Source organism: Achromobacter sp. RW408 (assembly GCF_003184165.1).
Classification (GTDB): Bacteria; Pseudomonadota; Gammaproteobacteria; order Burkholderiales; family Burkholderiaceae_B; genus Achromobacter; species Achromobacter xylosoxidans.
Window position 1 is genome coordinate 702,314 of record NZ_QHHO01000049.1, and the last position, 20,896, is coordinate 723,209.

General features: G+C 67.0%; 19 protein-coding genes and 1 pseudogene. 14 read left to right on the top strand and 6 right to left on the bottom strand.

The window, feature by feature from the left end:
* The first annotated feature begins 1 nt into the window (after nt 1).
* Both DK459_RS22715 and DK459_RS31210 read left to right on the top strand, forming a co-directional pair.
* Nucleotides 2-973 (top strand): type II secretion system F family protein, encoded by a 972-nt coding sequence (locus tag DK459_RS22715; protein WP_199234305.1) that lies wholly within the window; start codon nt 2-4, stop codon nt 971-973.
* Between the two features lie 65 nt (nt 974-1,038).
* Nucleotides 1,039-1,203: pseudogene (locus DK459_RS31210) on the top strand (DUF192 domain-containing protein); the annotation flags it as partial.
* 6 nt (nt 1,204-1,209) lie between these two features.
* Here DK459_RS31210 and DK459_RS31045 read toward each other — a convergent pair.
* Complete coding sequence (locus DK459_RS31045) at nt 1,210-2,013, bottom strand: BPSS1780 family membrane protein (RefSeq protein WP_006387925.1); 804 nt, start codon at nt 2,011-2,013, stop codon at nt 1,210-1,212.
* A 64-nt stretch (nt 2,014-2,077) separates the two neighbouring features.
* Nucleotides 2,078-3,046, bottom strand: coding sequence for a homoserine kinase (locus DK459_RS22725; RefSeq protein ID WP_006387926.1), 969 nt, complete (start codon nt 3,044-3,046; stop codon nt 2,078-2,080).
* Nucleotides 3,047-3,231: 185 nt separating this feature from the next.
* On the opposite strand from DK459_RS22725, the gene dusA reads away from it, so the two are divergent.
* Nucleotides 3,232-4,251 carry a tRNA dihydrouridine(20/20a) synthase DusA gene (dusA, locus tag DK459_RS22730; RefSeq protein ID WP_076472353.1) on the top strand — a complete coding sequence of 340 codons (1,020 nt, stop codon included), beginning with the start codon at nt 3,232-3,234 and terminating at the stop codon, nt 4,249-4,251.
* Nucleotides 4,252-4,372: 121 nt separating this feature from the next.
* On the opposite strand, the gene DK459_RS22735 is transcribed toward dusA, so the two are convergent.
* On the bottom strand, nt 4,373-4,831 hold the full coding sequence (locus DK459_RS22735; protein ID WP_049075134.1) for a CBS domain-containing protein: 459 nt from the start codon (nt 4,829-4,831) through the stop codon (nt 4,373-4,375).
* Between the two features lie 32 nt (nt 4,832-4,863).
* A complete protein-coding gene (locus DK459_RS22740) occupies nt 4,864-6,177 on the bottom strand; it encodes a YihY family inner membrane protein (protein WP_006387929.1) in 1,314 nt (437 codons plus the stop codon).
* A gap of 17 nt (nt 6,178-6,194) precedes the next feature.
* Here DK459_RS22740 and DK459_RS22745 point away from each other — a divergent pair, with 17 nt between their 5' ends.
* The 3 genes from DK459_RS22745 (at nt 6,195) to DK459_RS22755 (ending at nt 8,984) form a co-directional block, all read left to right on the top strand.
* Nucleotides 6,195-6,566, top strand: a complete 372-nt coding sequence (locus DK459_RS22745) for a DUF2069 domain-containing protein (RefSeq protein WP_006387930.1) — start codon at nt 6,195-6,197, stop codon at nt 6,564-6,566.
* Nucleotides 6,563-8,050, top strand: coding sequence for a YdiU family protein (locus tag DK459_RS22750; RefSeq protein WP_054449346.1), 1,488 nt, complete (start codon nt 6,563-6,565; stop codon nt 8,048-8,050). Before DK459_RS22745 ends, DK459_RS22750 begins: the two co-directional genes overlap by 4 nt.
* 214 nt (nt 8,051-8,264) lie before the next feature.
* Nucleotides 8,265-8,984 (top strand): response regulator transcription factor, encoded by a 720-nt coding sequence (locus DK459_RS22755; protein ID WP_024068372.1) that lies wholly within the window; start codon nt 8,265-8,267, stop codon nt 8,982-8,984.
* Here the strand turns inward: DK459_RS22755 and DK459_RS22760 are convergent.
* Both DK459_RS22760 and DK459_RS22765 read right to left on the bottom strand, forming a co-directional pair.
* Nucleotides 8,966-10,402 (bottom strand): sensor histidine kinase KdpD, encoded by a 1,437-nt coding sequence (locus tag DK459_RS22760; RefSeq protein ID WP_006387933.1) that lies wholly within the window; start codon nt 10,400-10,402, stop codon nt 8,966-8,968. The two genes, DK459_RS22755 and DK459_RS22760, sit on opposite strands and share 19 nt — an antisense overlap.
* Before the next feature lie 98 nt (nt 10,403-10,500).
* On the bottom strand, nt 10,501-12,465 hold the full coding sequence (locus DK459_RS22765) for an EAL domain-containing protein (RefSeq protein ID WP_006387934.1): 1,965 nt from the start codon (nt 12,463-12,465) through the stop codon (nt 10,501-10,503).
* Nucleotides 12,466-12,999: 534 nt separating this feature from the next.
* Between DK459_RS22765 and DK459_RS22770 the strand changes: the two genes are divergently transcribed.
* The 8 genes from DK459_RS22770 (at nt 13,000) to DK459_RS22805 (ending at nt 20,820) form a co-directional block, all read left to right on the top strand.
* Nucleotides 13,000-14,466: a bifunctional diguanylate cyclase/phosphodiesterase gene (locus DK459_RS22770; RefSeq protein ID WP_035183325.1), complete on the top strand. Its 1,467-nt coding sequence runs from the start codon at nt 13,000-13,002 to the stop codon at nt 14,464-14,466.
* A 35-nt stretch (nt 14,467-14,501) separates the two neighbouring features.
* Nucleotides 14,502-15,569, top strand: a complete 1,068-nt coding sequence (gene aroC / locus DK459_RS22775) for a chorismate synthase (RefSeq protein ID WP_006387936.1) — start codon at nt 14,502-14,504, stop codon at nt 15,567-15,569.
* A 45-nt stretch (nt 15,570-15,614) separates the two neighbouring features.
* The gene (locus tag DK459_RS22780; protein WP_006387937.1) at nt 15,615-16,454 is read left to right on the top strand and encodes a M48 family metallopeptidase; all 840 of its coding nucleotides are present in this window, start codon (nt 15,615-15,617) and stop codon (nt 16,452-16,454) included.
* 382 nt (nt 16,455-16,836) lie between these two features.
* The gene (locus DK459_RS22785) at nt 16,837-17,628 is read left to right on the top strand and encodes an amino acid ABC transporter substrate-binding protein (RefSeq protein ID WP_006384525.1); all 792 of its coding nucleotides are present in this window, start codon (nt 16,837-16,839) and stop codon (nt 17,626-17,628) included.
* Between the two features lie 116 nt (nt 17,629-17,744).
* Entirely contained in the window at nt 17,745-18,398 is a 654-nt protein-coding gene (locus DK459_RS22790; RefSeq protein ID WP_006395143.1) for an amino acid ABC transporter permease, read from the top strand.
* A 25-nt stretch (nt 18,399-18,423) separates the two neighbouring features.
* Nucleotides 18,424-19,176, top strand: a complete 753-nt coding sequence (locus DK459_RS22795) for an amino acid ABC transporter ATP-binding protein (protein WP_020927775.1) — start codon at nt 18,424-18,426, stop codon at nt 19,174-19,176.
* 145 nt (nt 19,177-19,321) lie between these two features.
* Nucleotides 19,322-19,834: a sigma-70 family RNA polymerase sigma factor gene (locus DK459_RS22800; protein WP_054498908.1), complete on the top strand. Its 513-nt coding sequence runs from the start codon at nt 19,322-19,324 to the stop codon at nt 19,832-19,834.
* The gene (locus tag DK459_RS22805; RefSeq protein WP_110135078.1) at nt 19,831-20,820 is read left to right on the top strand and encodes a FecR domain-containing protein; all 990 of its coding nucleotides are present in this window, start codon (nt 19,831-19,833) and stop codon (nt 20,818-20,820) included. The genes DK459_RS22800 and DK459_RS22805 overlap by 4 nt, the downstream gene beginning before the upstream one ends.
* The last annotated feature ends 76 nt before the right edge of the window (nt 20,821-20,896 follow it).

The following is a 20,896-nucleotide window of genomic DNA, read 5'->3' on the forward strand; positions in this document are numbered from 1 at the left end:
CATGTGGCTGTATTTTGGAATGATCACGGCGGGGCTGGGAGCGGGCTGGGGGACATGGCGTGTCCTGCGTCCTGCCATGCGGGGCGGCCCCAGCCTGAGTTCCGACCTCGCTCCCGTTCCCGGCGCCGTGCCGTGGTGGTGGCGTCTGGCCTGGCCCTGGCTCACGGGTGTCGCGCCGGCGTTGGACCGGTTCTGCCCGAGGCGCTGGCGCGCTTTGCTGAGCGGGGCGCTGATGCGGGCGGGATTGCCGCCGCAAGTCAGGGAGGGGCATGTCCTGGCCCTGAGCGTCGCCGCATCGATCGGCGGTGTCGGGTTGGTGGGGGTGGCTTACCTGTTACTGGGGCAGCCGGTGGAGGGCATGGTGGCTGACATAGGGATGCAGGCGCAGTGGATGCAGACGCCATGGACGCCGATGCCGCCCGCGGCGAGCGGACCGGCCTGGGCGATGGCGGGCGGGGTCGTCGCTTTCACGGCGGCGCTGCTGCCGTTCGCATGGCTGCGGGCGCAGGGCGTGGCACGGCGCCGTGGGATCGAACGCGGCCTGCCGTTCATGCTTGACATGATGACGCTGTGCGTCGAGGCGGGGCTCGGCGCGCATGCAGCGTTGCAGGCGGCCGCCGCGAATGGTCCACCCGGACCGTTGCGTGACGCGTTGGCCGGCGCGCTGGCGCAGGTCCGTGCCGGAGTCCCCCGGGGGGCGGCCATCCAGGCCATGGCGGATCGTTGCGGCAGCCCGCTGGTTCATCGTTGGGCCACGGCCCTGGCGCACGCGGACGCGCTGGGGATCAGCCTGGGGCCTTTGCTGCGGGCGCAGGCAGCCCAATGCCGCAGCGAGCGTCACATGCGAGCCGAGCGGCTCGCGATGCAGGCTCCGGTCAAGATGCTTTTGCCGTTGATCGGCTGCATTTTTCCCTGCACGTTCCTGGTGCTGGCGTTTCCCATCGCGGTCCAGCTGTCCAGGGGGCTGGGATGAACGACCATCGACGCTTGCCGCAGGCACGGCTCAGGCTGCTGCGGGTCAATGGTTGGATGGGACGGATGCGGGGGTTGCTGTGCCGTCGAGCGCCAGGGTCGAGATCGGGGATCCTGCTGCGCCCTTGCCGGGCGGTGCACACCTTCGGTATGCGGCACGCCATTGACGTGGCGTTCGTGTCGCGTGGCGGGCGCGTGGTGAAGGTGCGCAGGGCGTTGCCGCCCCGCCGGATCGCGTCATGCCTGGGCGCCGTGGCCGTTGTCGAGGTTCGGGCTGGAACCATTGATGCCGAACACGGAGGTGTACGACGGATAGAAGCTGCAATAGAACACGCCTGCCGCGGCGATCGTGAATGGGATCTGCAGGGTGCTGGCCAGTTGCGGCGAAAGCCCGATGGCGATCAGCAGCCCCGAGCACAGGTCCAGGAACAGCGCGATCAGGACCCACGTGGCCGCGTAGACCAGGAAGGCCCATTTGTTGCGCCAGCAAGCGATGCCCGAGAAAAACAGCGCCTGGGTCAGTCGCAGGCCGTGCCAGGCCACCAGGACCGGCGCATACCAGAACAGCGCCGCGATCACGATATAGACGATCGTGAAAATGATGAGCGGCGCGCGCATCGCCATCAGGATGGGTTCCATGCTGTTCTCGATGGAGGCGATGCGCATGCCTTCGGCGAACGCCGACGAGAACGGCAGGAACGTGGCTAGTCCGGCCGTCAGGCTCACGGCGGCATACAGCAGGCCCATCAGGAACAATTTGCGAAGCACCCCGGGCTGCTTCAAGGGCTTGGCCCACATCGAAGGCAGCATGACGCGATCCGCCTCGACGTGCTTGCAGGCAGCCAGGCTCATCAGGGTGACCGACGGCATCAGCGCGATGAACAGGATCGGGCCGACGATCTGCGCGGCGAAGGCGAAAATCACCAGAAGGCTGTTGACCAGCGCCCAGGTGTACATGGCCAAGGGTTGCTTGCGGAACAGACGGAAGCCGTCTCGAACCCATTGCCAGCCGGAAGACGCGGGTAGGAATGCTGCTTGCATGGCTCTCTTGGGGGTGATCTCTCAATAAGGGACGTGCTACCCCCAATTATGGGGGGCGTAACGATTACGGCAATACCGGCAGGCCCGGGCGGTGGCGCGCCTGCAACACTCTTTCGAAATGTCGGGGGTCGTGCGGCTTGAGCGTCTGGGCCGGGCGCGGCAGGAAAAAATCGTACAGGCGCGATAGCCAGAAGCGCAGGGCGGCGGCGCGCAGCATCAGCGGCCAGGCTTCACGCTCTGCGTCGGTGAACGGCCGCACGCGGGCGTAGGCGTCCAGCCAGGATTCGACCAGCTCGGGGATGAATTCACCGGTATCGCGCTCGATGCACCAGTCGTTGACGCTGACGGCGACGTCGAACAGCCAGGTGTCGCAACCCGCGAAATAGAAATCGATGATGCCGCCCATGAGCGGGTCTTCGAAGGTGCCGGCGAACAGCACGTTGTCGCGGAACAGGTCGCAATGGGCGGGGCCGGCGGGCAGCGTCCGCCAGGACGGGGTGGCCGCGGCGGCCTGCTGGGCGGCCAGTTCCGATTGCAGCAACTGCGCCTGGCCAGGATCCAGGAAGGGCAGGACCTTGGGCGCCGTCTCGATCCACCAGGAAAGACCGCGCAGATTGGGCTGCTGGATCGGGAAGTCGCGCGCCGCCACATGGGCGCGGGCCAGCGTGGCGCCGGCCAGGGCGCAATGGGCCGCGCCCGGTGCCGGCTCGTAGCCGCCGGGCAGGCGCGAGACAATGGCGCAAGGCTTGCCGTGCAGCGTGGTCAGGCGGGTGCCGTCGCGCAGGGTCTGCGGCTGTGGCACCGGAATGCCGCGGCTGGCCAGGTGGTACATCAGCTCGATATAGAACGGCAATTGCGCGTGCGTCAGCACTTCGAACAGCGTCAGCACGTACTCGCCGCGGCTGGTGTGCAGGAAGTAATTGGTGTTTTCGATGCCCGCCGTGATCCCTCGTAGCGAGACAAACTCGCCCAGATCGAAATGCGCCAGCAGGGCGCGCGCGTCGTCATCGGATACGGGGGTGAAAACGGCCATTGATGTCAGGAAAATAGGGGTTAACGAACGCGGGTGACGGACGCCTGGACATGCGTGCACGCGGCGGCGGCGCAATTTTAGACCACATGGCAGGCAGGGTCTGGCGGCCCGCCCGCGGGACCCGCCCGGCAGAATCGCGCCAAGCACCGTAAAATACCGCATCCCCTTGTTTTGCTGAGTGATTCTTGGACTCCCCCGACTGGCGGCTGTGCGTCGCCCCGATGATCGACGTGACCGACCGGCATTGCCGCTATTTCCACCGGCTGCTGGCGCCGCGCGCGCGTCTGTACACCGAAATGATCACCACCGGCGCGCTGCTGTATGGCAACGTGGCGCGCCATCTCGATTTCGACGAAGCCGAGCACCCTGTCGCGTTGCAGCTGGGTGGCAGCGAACCGGACGCGCTGGCGCAGTCGGCCAGGCTGGGACAGCAATGGGGTTACGACGAAATCAACCTGAACTGCGGCTGCCCGTCGGAACGGGTGCAGAAGGGCGCATTCGGGGCCTGCCTGATGGCGGAGCCGGACCTGGTGGCCGATTGCATCAAGGCGATGCAGGACGCGGTCGACATCCCGGTGACGGTCAAGCATCGCCTGGGGCTGGACTATGACGAGTCGTACGCCTTCGTGCGTGACTTCGTCGGCAAGATCTACGACACCGGCTGCCGGGTGTTCATCGCCCACGCGCGCAATGCGGTCCTCAAGGGCCTGTCGCCCAAGGACAACCGCGAGATCCCGCCGCTGCGCTATGAGGTGGTCAGCCAGCTCAAGCGGGATTTCCCGGACTGCGTGTTCGTGCTGAATGGCGGATTGGCCGATGCCGCGCAATCGGTGCGCGCGGCGGCCGACTTCGATGGCGTCATGCTGGGCCGTGCGGCCTGGCACACGCCGCGGGTGCTGTCGGAAGTGTCGCTGCAATTGTGGCCGTCGGTGCGCCTGCCCGGCGATGCCCAGGTGGTCGATGCGATGATGGAATACGCCGCGCGCCAGGTGGCGCAGGGCGTGCCGCTGCGGGTGATGACCCGGCCGATGCTGGGACTGGTGAACGGCCAGTCGGGCGCGCGGCGCTGGCGCCGCATGTTGTCGGATCCGGCGCTGCTGGCCGCCAATGACCCCGCGCTTATCTATGACGCCTGGCGCAGCCAGCGGCATGTGCCGCCCGAACGCGACGGCGCTTCGTTGACGGCCGCTCCCGCGAGCGCCTGAGCATCCATCGGAACGACTTGAACGCAAAAACGCCCGGACGGCCGCGAGGCCGCCCGGGCGTTTTTACGGATATCCCCTGCAGGCCGGCGGACCAGGCCGCCGCCAGGCAATCGCCGATGGCTCAGGATTGGGGCGATTCCGCGCTTTCCGCGGGCCAGTCGCGGATATAGGCCTTGAGCATGTTGTTTTCGAACTGCTGTGCGGCCACGATGGCCTGGGCCATGTCGTAGAACGAAATCACGCCCATCAGCGTCGGGCCGTCCATGACGGGAATGTAGCGCGCATGCTTTTCGAGCATCAGGCGCTGCACTTCGTCGGCGCTGGTATTGGGCGATACGCTGACCGGCGCGTCGTCCATGATGGAACGGATGGTGGTTTCGCCCGCGCCGCCATGCGCATGCATGTGGCGGATGATCTCGCGGAACGTCAGCATACCTACCAGCGTGCCGAATTCCATGATGACGAGCGAGCCGATATCCTGCTCGCTCATGGTTTGCACGGCCTGGGACACGGGCATGTCCGGCGATGCGGTGTAAAGCGTGTCTCCCTTGACGCGCAGAATTTCGCTGACCTTCAACATCGGTTTCTCCTGGGCGGATGACGCCCTGATTGCTATTTCTTGTTCGCTTCCAGCTGCAATACCGGGGCGACGTCATTTCCGGTATTTTGCGCTTCTCTGCAGAGTTCTTCCAGCACGGGCGCATTTTCCCGGGAAATCACCGCCGCGGCGACCCGCAGGATTTCGGCGTCGTTGCGCACCCGGGGTTGACCGCGATCCAGCAGGAAACGGTCGACCACCGGCGCCAGCGACGTCTCGCGGGCATCGCAGGTCAGCACCCAGAGATGGTCGGGGCTGCGGGTGGCCAGGCCCATGTCGCCGAGCGTTTCAAGGACGTCGTTCAGCTCGTCCTGGTGCAGTTTCAGGCGGGAGGCGAGCACATTGGCGGGCAGGCCGGGCGGGGTGAGGGACTGCGCCCGGCGCAGCGCGCGCAGGACATCGAGCGCGTCGACGAACGGGGCGCCGGGGTAGCGGTTGAACTCCCAGCGGCCCAGGCGGATGAGCGGCGCGCTGGCCGCCAGGGTGGCGCCCAGCAGCACCGCCAGCCAGGACAGGTAGATCCACAAAAGGAAGATCGGCAGCGTGGCGAAGGCGCCGTAGATGACGGTATAGGTGGGGAAGCGCGTCAGATAGTAGGCGAACGCCGATTTCATGACCTCCAGCGCGACTGCGGTGACGCAGCCGCCGATGAGCGCGTCGCGCCACAGCACCTGCCGGTTCGGCACCACCACGAACAGGGCGGCAAAGCCCAGGCCGGTCAATACCAGCGGAATGAACGAGATGGCGACGCTGACCACTTCGGGCACGTCGCGCACCAACCCCAGCGATTCGCGGGCCACGAACGACGTGGCCCACAGGCTGGCGCCGGCCACCACCGGGCCCAGGGTGATGACCGCCCAGTAGACCAGGGCGCGCTGCGGCAGCGGGCGCTGCCGCGTGACATGCCAGATGTCGTTGAAGGCTTTGTCGATGGTCATGATCAGCAGCAGCGACGTGACCAGCAGGAAGCCGCCGCCGATCGCGGTCAGGCGCGAGGCCTGGCGGGCGAACTGGTTCAGGTAGTCCATGATGTTGTCCGAAACGGACGGTGGCATCAGGCTATTGGTCAGGAAGTCCTCGAGCGCGACCCGAAATTCCTGGAATACGGGGAACGCGGTGAACAGCGACAGCACCACGGCCAGCATCGGCACGATTGCCAGCACCGTGGTGAAGGTGAGGCTGGACGCGACCTGCAGCAGCTTTTCCTCGTCGGCGCGCTGCGCGGTGAAGACAAAAGCGCGTCCGACCCGCGCGGCCCACGATGCGCGCGGGGGCAGGGGCTGGGTGGCCGCCGGCGCGGCGGCGGCAGGCTCGGCGGGGCGGTTCATCAGGCGATAATAGCAGCATGAACCCTGAACTCAACCCTCGCTTGCGCCTGGCGGCCTCGGTGTCGCTGTTCGCCCTGATCGTGCTGTGCGTCACCTGGGAGACGCTGGTGGCGCCGCTGCGCCCGGGGGGCTCCTGGATGCTGCTCAAGGCCTTGCCGCTGGCGCTGCCGCTGCGCGGCATCGTGCGCGGCAATCTCTACACCTACCAGTGGGCTGCGATGTTGTCGCTGCTGTACCTGATGGAGGGGGCGGTGCGCGCCATGTCGGACCCGGCGCCGCTGTCGGTGCTGATGGCGTGGGGCGAGATCGCGCTGTCGACGATTTTCTTCTTCAGCGCCATTTTCTATGTGCGGCCGGCCAAGCGGGCCGCCAGGAGGCAACGCGCGTGAACGTCCATTCCCTGTCCGACCTGCGGGCCGTCAACTCGTTTGCCGCATTGCCGGCCGCGTTCTACACCCGCCTGGCGCCCCAGCCGCTGAACCAGCCGCGCCTGCTGCATGCCAATGCGGATGCGGCGGCATTGATCGGGCTGGACCCGTCGGCGCTGCGGACGCCGGAATTCCTGCGGGTGTTTTCAGGCGCCGAGCCGTTGCCCGGCGGCGATACGCTGGCCGCGGTCTACAGCGGCCATCAGTTCGGCGTCTGGGCAGGGCAACTGGGCGACGGCCGCGCCCATTTGCTGGGCGAAATCCAGGGACCGGGCGGCGCCTGGGAGCTGCAGCTCAAGGGGTCGGGCCTGACGCCTTATTCACGCATGGGCGACGGCCGCGCCGTGCTGCGCTCGTCGGTGCGCGAATACCTGGCGAGCGAGGCCATGCACGGCCTGGGCATACCGACCACCCGCGCACTGGCGCTGGTCGCCTCGGACGATCCGGTGTGGCGCGAAACCGTGGAAACCGCCGCCATCGTGACGCGCATGTCGCCCAGCTTCGTGCGCTTCGGTTCATTCGAACACTGGTCCTCGCGCCGCCAGCCGGACATGCTCAGGACGCTGGCCGACTACGTGATCGACCGCTATTACCCCGAATGCCGGGCCGCGCCGGCCGGTGAACCCCAGGACGAGGCCGCGCCCTATGTGGGGCTGCTGCGCGAAGTCACCCGGCGCACCGCGCTGCTGATGGCGGATTGGCAGGCCGTGGGGTTCTGCCACGGGGTCATGAACACCGACAACATGTCGATCCTGGGCCTCACCCTCGACTATGGTCCCTACGGCTTCATGGACGGATTCCGGTTGGGCCATGTCTGCAACCATTCCGATTCGGAAGGCCGTTATTCCTGGAATCGGCAGCCTTCCGTGGCCCTGTGGAATCTCTACCGGCTGGGCGGCAGCCTGCACACGCTGGCCCCGGACGTCGACGGCTTGCGCGCCGTGCTGGACGAATTCGAAGGCGTGTTCACGCGCGCTTTCCATGACCGCATGGGCGCCAAGATGGGCCTGGCGGCGTGGCGGCCGGCGGATGAACCGTTGCTGGACGACCTGCTCAAGCTGATGGACGCCAACCAGGCCGACTTCACCCTGACCTGGCGCCGCCTGGCCGATGCGGTGTCGGGCGACCGGGCCCCGTTCCAGGACCTGTTCATAGACCGCGCCGCCGCGTCGGCCTGGCTCGACCGCCTGCTGGCGCGCCACGCCCAGGACGGGCGTCCGGCGGCCGAGGTGGCCGAGGCCATGAACCGGGTCAACCCCTTATATGTATTGCGCAACCATCTGGCGGAAGAGGCGATCCGCGCCGCCAAGGCCGGCGACGCCAGCGAGATCGACACCCTGATGACGTTGTTGCGGGCGCCGTTCACGGCCAGAGTTGGCTACGAAAAGTATGCCGGCCTGCCGCCGGACTGGGCCAACGGCATCGAAGTCAGCTGTTCGTCTTGATGTTCGTTTTGCGCGTTTGGTGACGACAAAATCGTCTTTTGAGCGCGGAAGATGCGGAAAATTGGCGCAATGAGGCGAAAAATCGCAGTTTTTTTCTCTGCAATCATTCGTTTCCATTGTAAAAGTCGTAAGATTGTCGCCTGCGGGACACTCAGGATGGCATGCCTGTCACTGGGGCATTTGTCGACAATTTTCAATATAAAGCACTCTGAATATGCCTGGCGCAGATGGTTTGCTGTGTATCGGCCTGCTTGAGGATGATGCGGACTTCCGGGAGGAGTTGGCGTTGGGCCTGGGCGGGTATGGTTTCCGTGTGGCGTTCGCCTGTGACAATGCCGCGGCGTTTTACCGCCGTTTGCAGGAGCAACCCTGCGATATCGTCATTCTCGATGCCCATCTTCCCGGAGAGGACGGTTTTTCAGTGGCGACGCGCCTGCGGGCGCTCAGCCCCGTCGGCATCGTCATGCTGACGGGCCGCAGCGCGCTCGAAGACCGGGTGCGCGGCCTGGAAGGCGGCGCCGATGTCTACATGACCAAGCCGGTCGACCTGCTCGAACTCAGTTCGGTCATCCGCAGCCTGGCGCGCCGCATGCGCCTGGCCAAGGCGCCGCGGCCGGTCGATGCTGAAACCCGCGCGGCCGCCGACACCTCCTGGTCGTTGCAGGACGGCGGCTGGATCCTGGTGGCGCCGGACGGCGCCTCGCTGCACCTGAGCGCCCAGGAGCGCACTTTTCTCATGGCCTTGATGGATGCGGCGGGTTCGGCGGTCAGCCGCCAGGCATTGGCCGAGCTGTTCCTGCCCGACAGCCCGGGCGGCTTCGAACTGCGCCGTATCGATGTGCTGGTGAGTCGCTTGCGCGCCAAGGCGCAGAGCGCGGGCCTGAAGCTGCCGGTGTTGTCGGTGCGTGGACAGGGCTACGTATTCGCCGCCTGATCGCGCTCGCCCGGCGCGGGCGCCCGGGCGGGCAGCGTAATCACGAAACGCGTGCCTACGCCCACTTCGCTTTGCATCGTCAGTGAACCGCCCTGGCTCTGGCAGATGCGCCGCGCCAGGTACAGGCCGATCCCCATCCCCTGGGTCTCGCGATGCGCGGCGCGACGAAAGCGCGGCTCGAAGATGCGCGCCTGTTCATCCGGGCCGATGCCCGGGCCGCGGTCGGTCACCGCTACCCATGCCATCGGCGCGCCGTTTACCTCGACCTGGCCGGTTTCGATCCGGATCGGTTCGCTGGCCGGCGAATACTTGACGGCATTGTGGATCAGGTTGCGGACCACCACGCTGGTCAACGGGCGGTCGCAGTACACCGGCAACGCATCGCCGCTCGTCTGCAGGCGCAGCGCGTGGGCGGTGTCGGGCTGCATGGCCATGACGACGTCGCTGGCCAGCTCGGACATGTCGGTCAGTTCGCCGCGCGGCGTCCAGGCCTGTTCCCCGAGCCGGTCCTGGTTCAGCAGTTGCTCCATCAGCTCGGTCATCCGGCTCACCGACCGGTGAATGCGGGCCAGGCGGCTATCGACGGTTTCGCCGCTGCCGGACAGGATCATGTCGAGCGACTGGGCGGCCGCGCTGATCGTGGCCAGCGGCGCTCGCAGTTCGTGCGAGATCAGGGCGTTCATCTGGCGCTGCGTGTCCAGCGCGCTCGCCATTTCCACCAGCCGCAGTTCGCCCTGTACCAATTGGTCGGCGTCGGCCCTGGCGTGGGGGGCGGCCGAGCCTGTGCCGCGCTGGGCCAACCCGGCCAGGAGCAGGGCGGCCAGCACCAGCAGCAGCCGCGCCAGCGGCAACACCAGGGAGCCGTCGCCGGGCACGAATCCGGCGTCGCGCGCCAGGATCGCGATCGACAGCAGATAGGCCAGGCCCAGCGCCGCCGTCGCGGCCCTTTGCGGGCCGGATCGCGCCGCCGCGGCCAGGAACCACAGGGCCAGTGCCGCGCTGGCGGCGGCGCCCGCGCCGGCGATCAGCGCGGGCGCCATGCCGCCGTCACCGTCATAGACGAAGATCAGCGCCAGCGCTGCCACGCCGGTCAATGCGATGCAGGTCCAGTGGCAGGCCGCGGCCAGCCGCAAGGCGACGGGGCGGCCCGAGATCAGGGGAATGGACAGGGCCAGCAGCGCGGCGTACGAACCTGCCTGCAATGCGCCGGCGGGAAACAGCGCCGGCTGGGCGCGCAATATGCCTTCGACCAGCGCGAATGCCAGGCCGGCGCCAAAGATCGCCGCGCGCGAATAAATCCAGGCGACGGCGCAGGCCGCGGCGCAAGCCACGGCGATGCCTGCGGCAAGGCCGATCTGCAGGTCTGGAGGGGAATGGCCGGATCCGGCGGCCAGGGCGGTGCCTGGCCAGAAAAGCACGGCGCCCAGCCATTCCGGCCAGGCGGATCCGGCCGGACGGGCGCGCGGCGCGCGGCGCTGGCGCGACCGCCAGCGGGTGCGAAGAAACAATCCTTCCGTCAACTAGAAACCCATTGTTGGTCAGGCGCGAGGTCGTGCGCGCGGGCGAAGTTTACGACAGCGCCACGAATCGCGCGGACACCGATTTGCTCCAGGATGGCGCGGGTGGCTTCGTCGGGCACATCTTCGGCGTATACCGACATCCGCAGGGATACCGCGGTGGCCACGACGGTGGCCGCCAGGTGCTGGCTGCCCGGGCTGTGCAGGATGCCGGTGACGAAGCCGCCGCAGAGCTTCACGTAGGACAAGGGATATTCGTGCAGGTGTTCCATCGCGCCGAACTGCTGCGACAGGCGCGACAGGCCGATACGGCCGCCGCCCTGGCTGACGATCTGGCACAGCTGGCGCATGTCGGCGCCGTGCTCCACCAGCGCCGCGGCATCCACTTCCAGGATCAGCCGTGACGCCAGGGCCGGCCGGTCGGCCAGCATGCGTTCCAGCCTCGACAGGAAAGCGCCCTGCGCCAGCGAGGCCAGCGAGACATGCACGGTAAGCGCGTCGGCATGGGTGTAGAGCCAGTCCAGCCCGAGGCGGATGGCCTGGATGTCGCATTCCGCCGACAGCCCCAATCGCACCGCGGGTGGCATGAAGATCGAGGCCGGCACCGGGTCGGCGCCGTCGGCATCGTGCAGCGTCAGGCTGGCCTCGTAGTGCAACAGGGCGCCGGACACGTCGGCCAAGGGTTGGACCGACAGCGAGAAACGATGTTGCTCCAGCGCCGTGGACAGCGCGTCGTGCCAGCTGTATTCGCCGATGCGCGTACTGTCGGCGGCCTGGCTGGCCGGGGCGATCTGGTCATCGTCGGCGCTTTCCGCGCACATCAGCGCATGATCCAGCCGCGCCAAGGTGTCGCTGATGTTGTCGCCGGGCGTGAAGGCCGCCATCGCCAGGGCCCAGCGGCACCAGCCGTGTTTGTCCATCGGCACGCGCAGCGACCGCAGTTCATGCCGCACGCGCTCGGCCAGCAGACCGGCCTGGGGCGCCGAGGTGCGCGGCATCAACAGTGCGAAGTCCGAGCCGCTGATCCGCGCCAGCGTCATGTCGCCATCACCGCCGCCGTCGACCAGCTTGCGCAGGCGGTCGGAGGATGAGCGCAGCCATTGGTCGGTGAAGGCGCGCGACAAATGTCGGTTGATCTGCGCCAGGTCGCGTTGCCGGAACATCAGGATGTGCCCGCCGGCCTCGGGCGCCGGGTCCGCCAGGGCCTGGCGGAAATGGTCGATGAAGTACTTGCGGTTGGGCAGGCGGGTGACGGCGTCCCGATGGATTTCGCTCTGCAGCGATTCGATTCGTGCGTTCTGTTCCTGCACCGTCGCGGCGACCTGCCGCTGCGCGTCGACCAGGGCCTGGTCCGTCAGTTCGCTGGGGCGGCCGGGCGCACCGCCGTCCGGCGCCTGCGCGCGTGCCCGGTCGTGGATCTCCCGGGCGGCGCGCGCTTCGATCCAGCGCAACAGGTTGGCGGCGAACAGCACCCAGAAGACGGCCGCGGCCAACGTCAGGCCGATGACCCGCACGCCGCCCTGCCACAGCGTGTCGCGCGCCAGCCGGGCGTCGGCCTGGACCGTGACCGTGCCGAGCCGGCGGCCGTCGGGCGCCTGATAGGGCCGGGTGGCCGCTGGCGCTTCCATCGCCAGCCAGCCGTTGCGCCAGTCGCGCGCCAGGTCCGGCCGGTCGGGCGCGGGCTCGCGCCGCTCGACTTGGGTGTCCCCGTTTTCTCCCGTGATCCGCACCAGGGCGTAGGTGCCGGCCGCGAAGAGGTCATCGGCCAGCCTGGCCTTGTCCTGGTCGCCGGCCGCGTCGTGCGACAGGGCCCAGGCCAGGGCGCTCGCGCCGGCCTGTCCCTGCTGCGCCAGCTGGGTGTTCAGATAGCGATGGGCGGCCAGCATCCCCAGGGCCTGGGCGCCGAGCAGGATGAAGGCAATCAGGAGGGCGGTGCAGAGGATCAGCCGGCGTAGTGTGGACATGGATCAAGGATTCCCTTCGTGGCCTGCACCGTTGCCGGTGCCGTTCGATGCCGGCCTGCCAATGAAAGGGGGGAACGTCAGGCCACGCAAGTGCCCGATGGGGAAAAATGCTGGATAAGAAACGTGACACACGTTACTAATACCTCAGTGTCGCCGTATACGCTGTAATTCCGCATGTCACAGAACATACAGAATATTACGAAATCAACTGCGATATCAGACAACCTGTGCAATTATTTCGTTCGTGATAATTGCCCGGATGATAACTATTGAGACAGGCCGTATTAATTTTCCGGCCCAGGGTGTCGTAGTAAGGGCACGGCATGGCGCAATGGAGCGGCCAGCGACTGCTATCCAAGGACCGTCATGACCCCTCGCGAGCAATCAGATCAGGGCAGGAATCGAAGGAAAGGGAGCGCGTTGCTCCTGAAGTGTGGCGTTTTTTTGCGAAAATAATGCATAATTTAAAAAATGTTACAGCCCTTGGGTTTCTTTCCGGACCACAACGCCAAGGGTTTCTAGATAGGGGGCTCCGTGCGTGAGAGTTACCTGCTCGCACTGTGCCTGACGCTCGCGGGCGCACTTGCAGCGATATGTTTGTTTTTCGTCCGTCGGGAACGCGTCCTGCGCGGACGATTGACGCGTGACGAATTGACCGGTGTCCTGAGCCAGCAGGAGCTGCAGCGCCGCGCGCGCGCCTGGCTGAACCAGGCCGAAAGGCAGTCGGGCCGAGGCATTTTCGGACCCCGCGGCTCGGCCCTGGATGAGCGCGAATCCCTGGGTATTTCGCGTGCCCGCGCCGGCTCTCGGGGCATCGGCGCCTTTTTCCTGGTCAGCTTCGACCAGTACGCCGAGATCAGCGCCATGCTGCGCGCGGGCGAGGACCAGACGCTGTTGGTGATGGTGGCGGACCGGCTCAGTCTGTTGACGCGCGCGCTCGGTGGGATGGTGGCGCGTACCGGCACCGACGCATTCACGGTGTGCATTCCCGACGTGGATGAGGTGGGCGCCGCCCAGGTGTCGGCCAAGCTGCTCGAGGACCTGTCCGTGCCCTACGAACTGGGCGGTCGGCCCCTGATCGCGGTGTTCCGTGTGGGGGCGGCGTTGTATCCAGACCACGGTCGCAGTGTGGAAGAGCTGCAACGCTGCGTGCAGGTCGCGATGGTGCCGCTCAAGGAGCGCGGCGGGCCGGGCTGGAACATGTTCGATTTCCGCCTGCTGGCGCGCCAGCGCGATCAGCAGGGGCTGGAGAACGACCTGCGGCTGGCGCTGACCACGGCGGCCATGGACCAGTTCGAGTTGTACTACCAGCCGGTGTGTGACAGCGGCACCGGCGTGGTGCAGGGCTGCGAGGCCCTGTTGCGTTGGCACCACCCCGAACTGGGCAGCGTGTCGCCCGCCGTGACGATCGAACTGGCCGAGCGCAGCGGCCTGATCGTGCCGCTGGGCGCCTGGATCCTGGAGCGCGCCTGCTCGCAGGCGGCGCTGTGGCCGCCCGCCTGGCGCGTGCACGTCAATCTGTCGGTCAAGCAGATGAACGAAGACAGCCTGGTGCAACTGGTTTCCGACGTGCTGGCCTCGACCAAGCTGGCGCCGCGCAAGCTGGTGCTGGAGATCACCGAGTCGATCTTCATCCTGCATTACGAGCGGCACGTGAAGATCCTGAACACGCTGCGTGCCAAGGGCATCGGCGTGGCGCTGGACGACTTCGGCTGCGGCTATTCCAGCCTGAACCATCTGCGCCACCTGCCCATCGACTGGGTCAAGATCGACCGCAGCTTCATCTCCGCGCTCGAGTCCGACGCCGGCAGCCGCGAAGTGGTGTCGGCGTTGTTCGGGCTGTGCCAGGCGATGCACCTGCCGGTCGTGGCCGAAGGCGTCGAGACCGAGGGGCAGCGCGAGATCCTCAAATCGCTCGGCTGCCGCGTGATGCAGGGTTTCCTGCTGGGGCGTCCGGCGCCGGCCGCGGAAATTCAGGCTTTGGCGTCGGCGGTGTCATAATCGGGGTTGCTTGCAAACCCACCTGTTGACTTCCTATGCCCGGCAATACCCTCGGTACTCTGTTCACCGTCACGAATTTTGGCGAATCCCACGGGCCGGCCATCGGTTGCGTCATCGATGGCTGCCCTCCCGGGATGCCCCTGGAGGCGGCCGACATCCAGCTCGAACTGGACCGCCGCCGCCCCGGCACCTCGCGCCACGTCACCCAGCGCCAGGAAGCCGACCAGGTCGAGATCCTGTCCGGCGTGTACGAGGGCCTGACCACGGGCACCCCCATCGGCCTGCTGATCCGCAACACCGATGCGCGCAGCAAGGACTACTCCAACATCACCGACACCTTCCGGCCGGGCCACGCCGACTACGCCTACTGGCGCAAGTTCGGCCTGCGCGATCCGCGCGGCGGCGGCCGGTCGTCGGCGCGCCTGACGGCGCCCACGGTGGCCGCGGGCGCCGTGGCCAAGAAATGGCTGGCCGAGCAGTACGGCGTGAAGGTGCGCGGCTACATGAGCCAGCTGGGCCCGATCGCGATTCCCTTCGTGTCCTGGGACGAAGTTCCGAACAACCCGTTCTACGCGCCCAACGCCGAGGTCGTGCCCGAACTGGAAGCCTACATGGACCAGTTGCGCCGCGATGGCGATTCCGTCGGCGCGCGCATCGAAGTGGTGGCCGAGAACCTGCCCGCCGGCTGGGGCGAGCCCATCTACGATCGCCTGGATGCCGACATTGCCCACGTGATGATGGGCCTGAACGCGGTCAAGGGCGTCTCGATCGGCGCCGGCTTTGATTGCATCGCGCAGCGCGGCTCCGAGCACGGCGACGAGATCACGCCGGACGGTTTCCTGACCAACCACGCCGGCGGCGTGCTGGGCGGCATTTCGACCGGCCAGCCGGTGACGGTATCGCTGGCCATCAAGCCCACTTCCAGCATCCGGGTCGAGCGCCGCTCGGTCAACCGCGCCAACGAACCGGTCATGGTGCAGACACTGGGTCGTCACGATCCCTGTGTCGGCATCCGCGCCACGCCCATCGCCGAAGCCATGCTGGCCCTGGTGCTGATCGACCACGCGCTGCGCCATCGCGGCCAGTGCGGCGAGCCGGGCTGATACCGGCCGCATTACCGAGTTCCTGACCGTTTGTAGGAGGCTGGCATGAGCCTAGACCGCTATCCGTTGCGCCGCATGGTGGCCGCGCTGTCCCTGGCGACCCTGGCGGGCTGCACGGGGATGAACACCACCCAGTCGGGCGCCATCGGCGTCAACCGCACCCAGTACATGTCGAGCATGGTGCCGTCGCAGGCGCTGGAGCAGGAAGCAAACCAGCAGTACGCCGACATCATCAAGCAGGCGCAGGCCAAGAACCTGCTCGATCGCGATGCGCAGCAGGTGGCGCGCGTGCGCGCCATCTCGCAGCGCCTGATCGCGCAGACCGGCGTGTTCCGCCCCGATGCGTCCGCCTGGAAATGGGAAGTGCACGTGCTGACCAGCGACGAGGTCAATGCCTGGTGCATGCCGGGCGGCAAGATCGCCGTCTATACCGGCCTGATCAACAAGATCAAGCCCACCGATGATGAACTGGCGGCGGTGCTGGGGCACGAGATATCCCATGCGCTGCGTGAACATGCGCGCGAGCGCGTGTCGCAGCAGATGGCCACCAACCTGGGCCTGCAAGTGCTGTCCATCGCCACCGGCTCGAGCGCCGCGTCGGACCTGGGCGGCAAGCTCAGCGACGTGATGTTCACGCTGCCCAACAGCCGCACGCATGAAACCGAGGCCGACCGCATGGGCGTCGAGCTGGCGGCGCGCGCCGGCTTCGATCCGCGCGCGGCGGTCACGTTATGGCAGAAGATGGGGGCCGCCGACAATGGCAGCGCGCCGCCCGAGATCCTGTCGACCCACCCGTCGGCGGCCTCGCGCATCACCGACCTGCAAGGGGCGGCCCAGCAGGTGCTGCCGCTGTACGAGCAATCGAAGGGGCGCGCGGCGCGCTAGTGTGCTGTCCCGTAGATGCGTGCGTATGACGAAATTCATCCCTTGGCGTCAGGGCTAGGCGCAAACCGCAGTGCTACCCGTAGGTATCGCGAGGATTTGCAACGACGCCATGGCGTCAAGGGGTGGATTTCGCGCGGGCGTATCTGCGGGACAGCACACCGGGTCGTCAAGGCGTAGCCCGGACGCCGGCCCCGGGCGGGGGCCGCGCCGGCGTCGGCGGGCCGGTCGCGCCGCCTTTCGCCCGGCTCTTCGACCCTGGCGCTTGGCCCTATATATGGCCGAGATGAAACACATATTTCCAGGAACGCTAAAATAACCGGCTCGCGGCTTTCGTCGAGCCCTCCGGCCTTCTTCATTCCTGCGCCTCGCGCCCTCGATAAACATGAAAAAACTGACTGCTGTTCTTCTCGTGTCCGCCACCACGATGCTGACCGCTTGCGGCCCGTCCGACAACGCGCCGGCCGCCAGCGCGCAGGCCCCGGCCGCCGCCCGCAAGGTCGTCGTCGGCCTGGACGACAACTTCCCGCCCATGGGTTTCCGCGACGCCAACAACCAGATCGTCGGCTTTGACGTGGACATGGCCAAGGAAGCCAGCAAGCGCCTGGGCCTGGAAGTCGAATTCAAGCCGATCGACTGGAGCGCCAAGGAAGCCGAACTGAACGGCAAGCGCGTCGACGTGCTCTGGAACGGCCTGACCATCACCGAAGAGCGCAAGAAGAACATCAGCTTCACCGCGCCCTACATGGCCAACCACCAGATCATCATCGTCGGCAACGCCTCGCCGGTGAAGGCCAAGGCCGATCTGGCCGGCAAGGTGGTCGGCGCCCAGGACGGCAGCAGCGCCACCGACGCCATCGCCAAGGACCCGGTCGCCGGCAGCATCAAGGAAGTCAAGAAGTTCGGCGACAACGTCACCGCGCTGATGGACCTGGCCGCCGGCCGCCTCGACGCCATCGTGGTCGACGAAGTCGTGGGCCGTTACCTGATCAGCAAGCGCGCCGGCGAATACCGTGTGCTGGACGACAACTTCGGCACCGAAGACTACGGCGTCGGCGTGCGCAAGGACGACACCGAACTGCTGGGCAAGCTCGACAAGACCCTGGATTCGATGAAGCAGGACGGCACCGCCGGCCGCATCGCGACCCAATGGTTCGGCGCCAACATCGTCAAGTAATCTCCCGGGAAACGCCCGGACCGCGCCGCGGTCCGGGCGTTTTTCAGTCCGGCGTTTCCCCACGCCGCCTCTCCCGCTCCTGATTCCTCCCGCCGGCAAGGCGCCCACCCATCCGCATGGACTACGTACTCTCCCTCCTGGGACCCCTGGCGCAAGGCGCGAAAGTGACCTTGACGCTGTTCTTCATCACGCTGGCGCTGGCCGTGCCGCTGGGCCTGGTGCTGGCGCTGCTGCGGATCTCCAAGTGGGGCTTCGTCAGCCAGCTGGTCAACGGCTACATCTGGCTGATGCGCGGCACGCCGCTGATGCTGCAGATGCTGTTCATCTACTTCGCGCTGCCGTTCGTGCCGGTGGTTGGGATCCGCCTGCCCGACTTCCCGGCGGCGGTGGTGGCGTTCGCGCTGAACTACGCGGCGTATTTCGCCGAGATCTTCCGCGCCGGCATCCAGTCGGTCGATCGCGGCCAGTACGAAGGCAGCAAGGTGCTGGGCATGACCTACCTGCAGACGCTGCGCCGCATCGTGCTGCCGCAGATGGTGCAGCGGGTGCTGCCGCCCATGAGCAACGAGACCATCACGCTGGTCAAGGACACCTCCCTGATCTACGTGCTGGCGCTCAACGACATCCTGCGCACCGCGCGCGGCATCGTGCAGCGCGACTTCACGACCACGCCGTTCCTGGTCGCGGCCGCCTTCTATCTCATCATGACGCTGGTGTTGACGTGGTTCTTCCAGCGTATGGAAAAGCGCTATGCCAAATACGACCAGTAATCCGTCCGCCGGCGGTCGCGGCGCCATGATCTCGGCGCGCGGCATCGTCAAGTCGTTCGGCGCCAACCGCGTGCTGGACCAGGTTTCGCTGGAACTGGGCAAGGGCGAGGTGGTGGCGGTGATCGGCCCGTCGGGCTCGGGCAAGAGCACCTTCCTGCGCTGCCTGAACCACCTGGAGACCATCGACGACGGCACCATCGAGATCGAGGGCGAAGCCCTGGCCACGGCGGTGCCGGGCGGCCACAGCCGCTACGCCAGCGACGGGGACGTGCGCCGCATCTGCCGCAAGATGGGCATGGTGTTCCAGTCGTTCAACCTGTTCCCGCACATGACCGTGCTGCAGAACATCATCGAAGCGCCCATGATCGTCAAGGGCATGGCGCGCGCCGCCATCGTGCCCAAGGCCGAGGAACTGCTGCGCAAGGTCGGCCTGCTGAACAAGCGCGACAACTATCCGACGCGCCTGTCCGGCGGCCAGAAGCAGCGCGTGGCCATCGCCCGCGCGCTGGCGATGGAGCCGGACATCATGCTGTTCGACGAACCGACCTCGGCGCTCGACCCCGAGCTGACGGGCGAAGTGCTGCGCACCATGCGCCAGCTGGCCGACGAGCACATGACCATGCTGGTGGTGACCCACGAAATGGGCTTCGCCCGCGAAGTGGCGCACCGCGTCATCTTCATGGACGAAGGCCGCATCGTCGAAGAGGCGCCCTCGGCCGACTTCTTCCGCGCGCCGCAGCATCCGCGCAGCCGCGAGTTCCTGGCGCACATGCTGTAACGGAACGGGCAGGGGGCGAGTCCGGCCTTCGGCTCGACCTCCTCGATGTGAACGAGGATTCAACCCGGATGTAGTCCTAGTCGGCAAAATGGATAATGGTTATCATTACCGCCGATTGTCCAGGTCAACATAGCGGGAGACGTCCATGTCCAGCGAAGCGGGATTACGAGAGCGCACAGCGGTGCTGTATGCCGAGCATCATTCGTGGCTCGCGCGCTGGCTGCGCTATCGCACCGCCAACTCCGACTGCGCCGCTGACCTGGCGCACGACACCTTCATGCGGGTGCTGAGTGCCAAGGAAATCCCGCCGCTGGGCGAGCCGCGCGCGTTTCTCGCCACCATTGCCCGCCGGCTGCTGTCCAACCAATATCGGCGCCAAATGATCGAGCGCGCCTATCTCGAGGCATTGGCCAATCTGCCCGAGCCCGTGGAACCCAGCCCCGAATCGCGCCAGATCGTCATCGAGACGCTGTTCGCCATCGATCGCGCGCTCGATTCGCTGCCGGGAAAAGTGCGCGAGGCGTTCCTGCTGGCACAACTCGAAGGTCTCAGGCATGAGGATATCGCGGTACGCCTGGGGGTGACCCCCCGCACCGTGGGCAACTACATGGTGCGCGCGGTCCAGGCCTGCTTTTTCGCCCAGGACGGTTTGGCGTGACGCGGGCGAGCGCTCCGCCGGTCGCCTACGCGGGCGGGTTGCCGCTGCCGCAACATGTGGCCGAACAGGCGTCGCGCTGGTACGTGCTGTTGCTGAGTGGCGCCCACACCGAGAAAGACCGGCAGGCCTGCGAGCGCTGGCGTCAAGCGGATCCCGATCATGAGCGCGCCTGGGCGCATCTGATGCGCGCCGACGGCCGATTGCGTGAACTGGCGGGCAGTCCCGCCTATCAGGCCTTGACCAACGGCCAGCGCAAGGGACGCCGCCGCGCGCTCATTGCCATGCTGGGGCTGGCCACCGGCGCCGGCGGCCTGGTCTGGACGGCGGACCGCATGCGCTGGGCGCGGCTCTCGCCCGATCACGTGGCGGGCGTGGGCGAGCAGCGCACGGTCGAGCTGGCCGACGGCACCGAGGTCCTGCTCAATACCGACAGCGCGATCGACGTGCTGTATGACGAACGGACTCGCCGCCTGCGCCTGCGTCGCGGCGAAATCCAGATCCGTACCGGACATGCGGCCGGCTATGCCGGCCTGCCGTTCCGGGTCGATACGCCGGCCGGGGGCGTGCGCGCGCTGGGAACACGCTTCATGGTGCGGCTGGACGGCGACCACACCCGCGTGGCGTTGCTCGAAGGGCTCGTGGAGATCGAGCCGGCGGCGGGCGGGAGCCGGCTGCTGTTGCAGCCGGGGCAGGCCACGCGCTACGGCGCCGACGGCATCGAGCCCGTCCGCCCGGTGGCATTGGCCGACACGGCCTGGGTCAATGCCGAACTGGCGGCCGATGACATGCCGCTGGACCGTTTCCTGGCCGAACTGAGCCGTTACCGGCGCGGGCTGATCTCCTGTGACGCGCCGGCGGCGAGGTTGCGGATCTCCGGATTGTTTCCCTTGGATGACACCGACAGGGCGCTACAGGCGATGGCCCGCCTGCTGCCTGTCACCGTGACCCGGCGCAGCCCGTACTGGATACGCGTTTCGGCGCGATAGCCGCTTGCCCCTGCGCTCGCCCGGATCCCGGGATTTTTTTTGTCCATGACTTTCCGGTTTCCGGTTCTGGCGTGTC

Bases quoted from the DNA above. Each gene is read 5' to 3' on its own strand.
- DK459_RS22735 (WP_049075134.1), bottom strand. From the start codon at position 4,831: ATGTTGAAGGTCAGCGAAATTCTGCGCGTCAAGGGAGACACGCTTTAC.
- DK459_RS31045 (WP_006387925.1), bottom strand. From the start codon at position 2,013: ATGCAAGCAGCATTCCTACCCGCGTCTTCCGGCTGGCAATGGGTTCGA.
- DK459_RS22715 (WP_199234305.1), top strand. From the start codon at position 2: ATGTGGCTGTATTTTGGAATGATCACGGCGGGGCTGGGAGCGGGCTGG.
- aroC (WP_006387936.1), top strand. From the start codon at position 14,502: ATGCCCGGCAATACCCTCGGTACTCTGTTCACCGTCACGAATTTTGGC.
- DK459_RS22755 (WP_024068372.1), top strand. From the start codon at position 8,265: ATGCCTGGCGCAGATGGTTTGCTGTGTATCGGCCTGCTTGAGGATGAT.
- DK459_RS22795 (WP_020927775.1), top strand. From the start codon at position 18,424: ATGATCTCGGCGCGCGGCATCGTCAAGTCGTTCGGCGCCAACCGCGTG.
- DK459_RS22800 (WP_054498908.1), top strand. From the start codon at position 19,322: ATGTCCAGCGAAGCGGGATTACGAGAGCGCACAGCGGTGCTGTATGCC.
- DK459_RS22740 (WP_006387929.1), bottom strand. From the start codon at position 6,177: ATGAACCGCCCCGCCGAGCCTGCCGCCGCCGCGCCGGCGGCCACCCAG.
- DK459_RS22725 (WP_006387926.1), bottom strand. From the start codon at position 3,046: ATGGCCGTTTTCACCCCCGTATCCGATGACGACGCGCGCGCCCTGCTG.
- DK459_RS22785 (WP_006384525.1), top strand. From the start codon at position 16,837: ATGAAAAAACTGACTGCTGTTCTTCTCGTGTCCGCCACCACGATGCTG.
- DK459_RS22780 (WP_006387937.1), top strand. From the start codon at position 15,615: ATGAGCCTAGACCGCTATCCGTTGCGCCGCATGGTGGCCGCGCTGTCC.
- DK459_RS22765 (WP_006387934.1), bottom strand. From the start codon at position 12,465: ATGTCCACACTACGCCGGCTGATCCTCTGCACCGCCCTCCTGATTGCC.
- DK459_RS22745 (WP_006387930.1), top strand. From the start codon at position 6,195: ATGAACCCTGAACTCAACCCTCGCTTGCGCCTGGCGGCCTCGGTGTCG.
- DK459_RS22790 (WP_006395143.1), top strand. From the start codon at position 17,745: ATGGACTACGTACTCTCCCTCCTGGGACCCCTGGCGCAAGGCGCGAAA.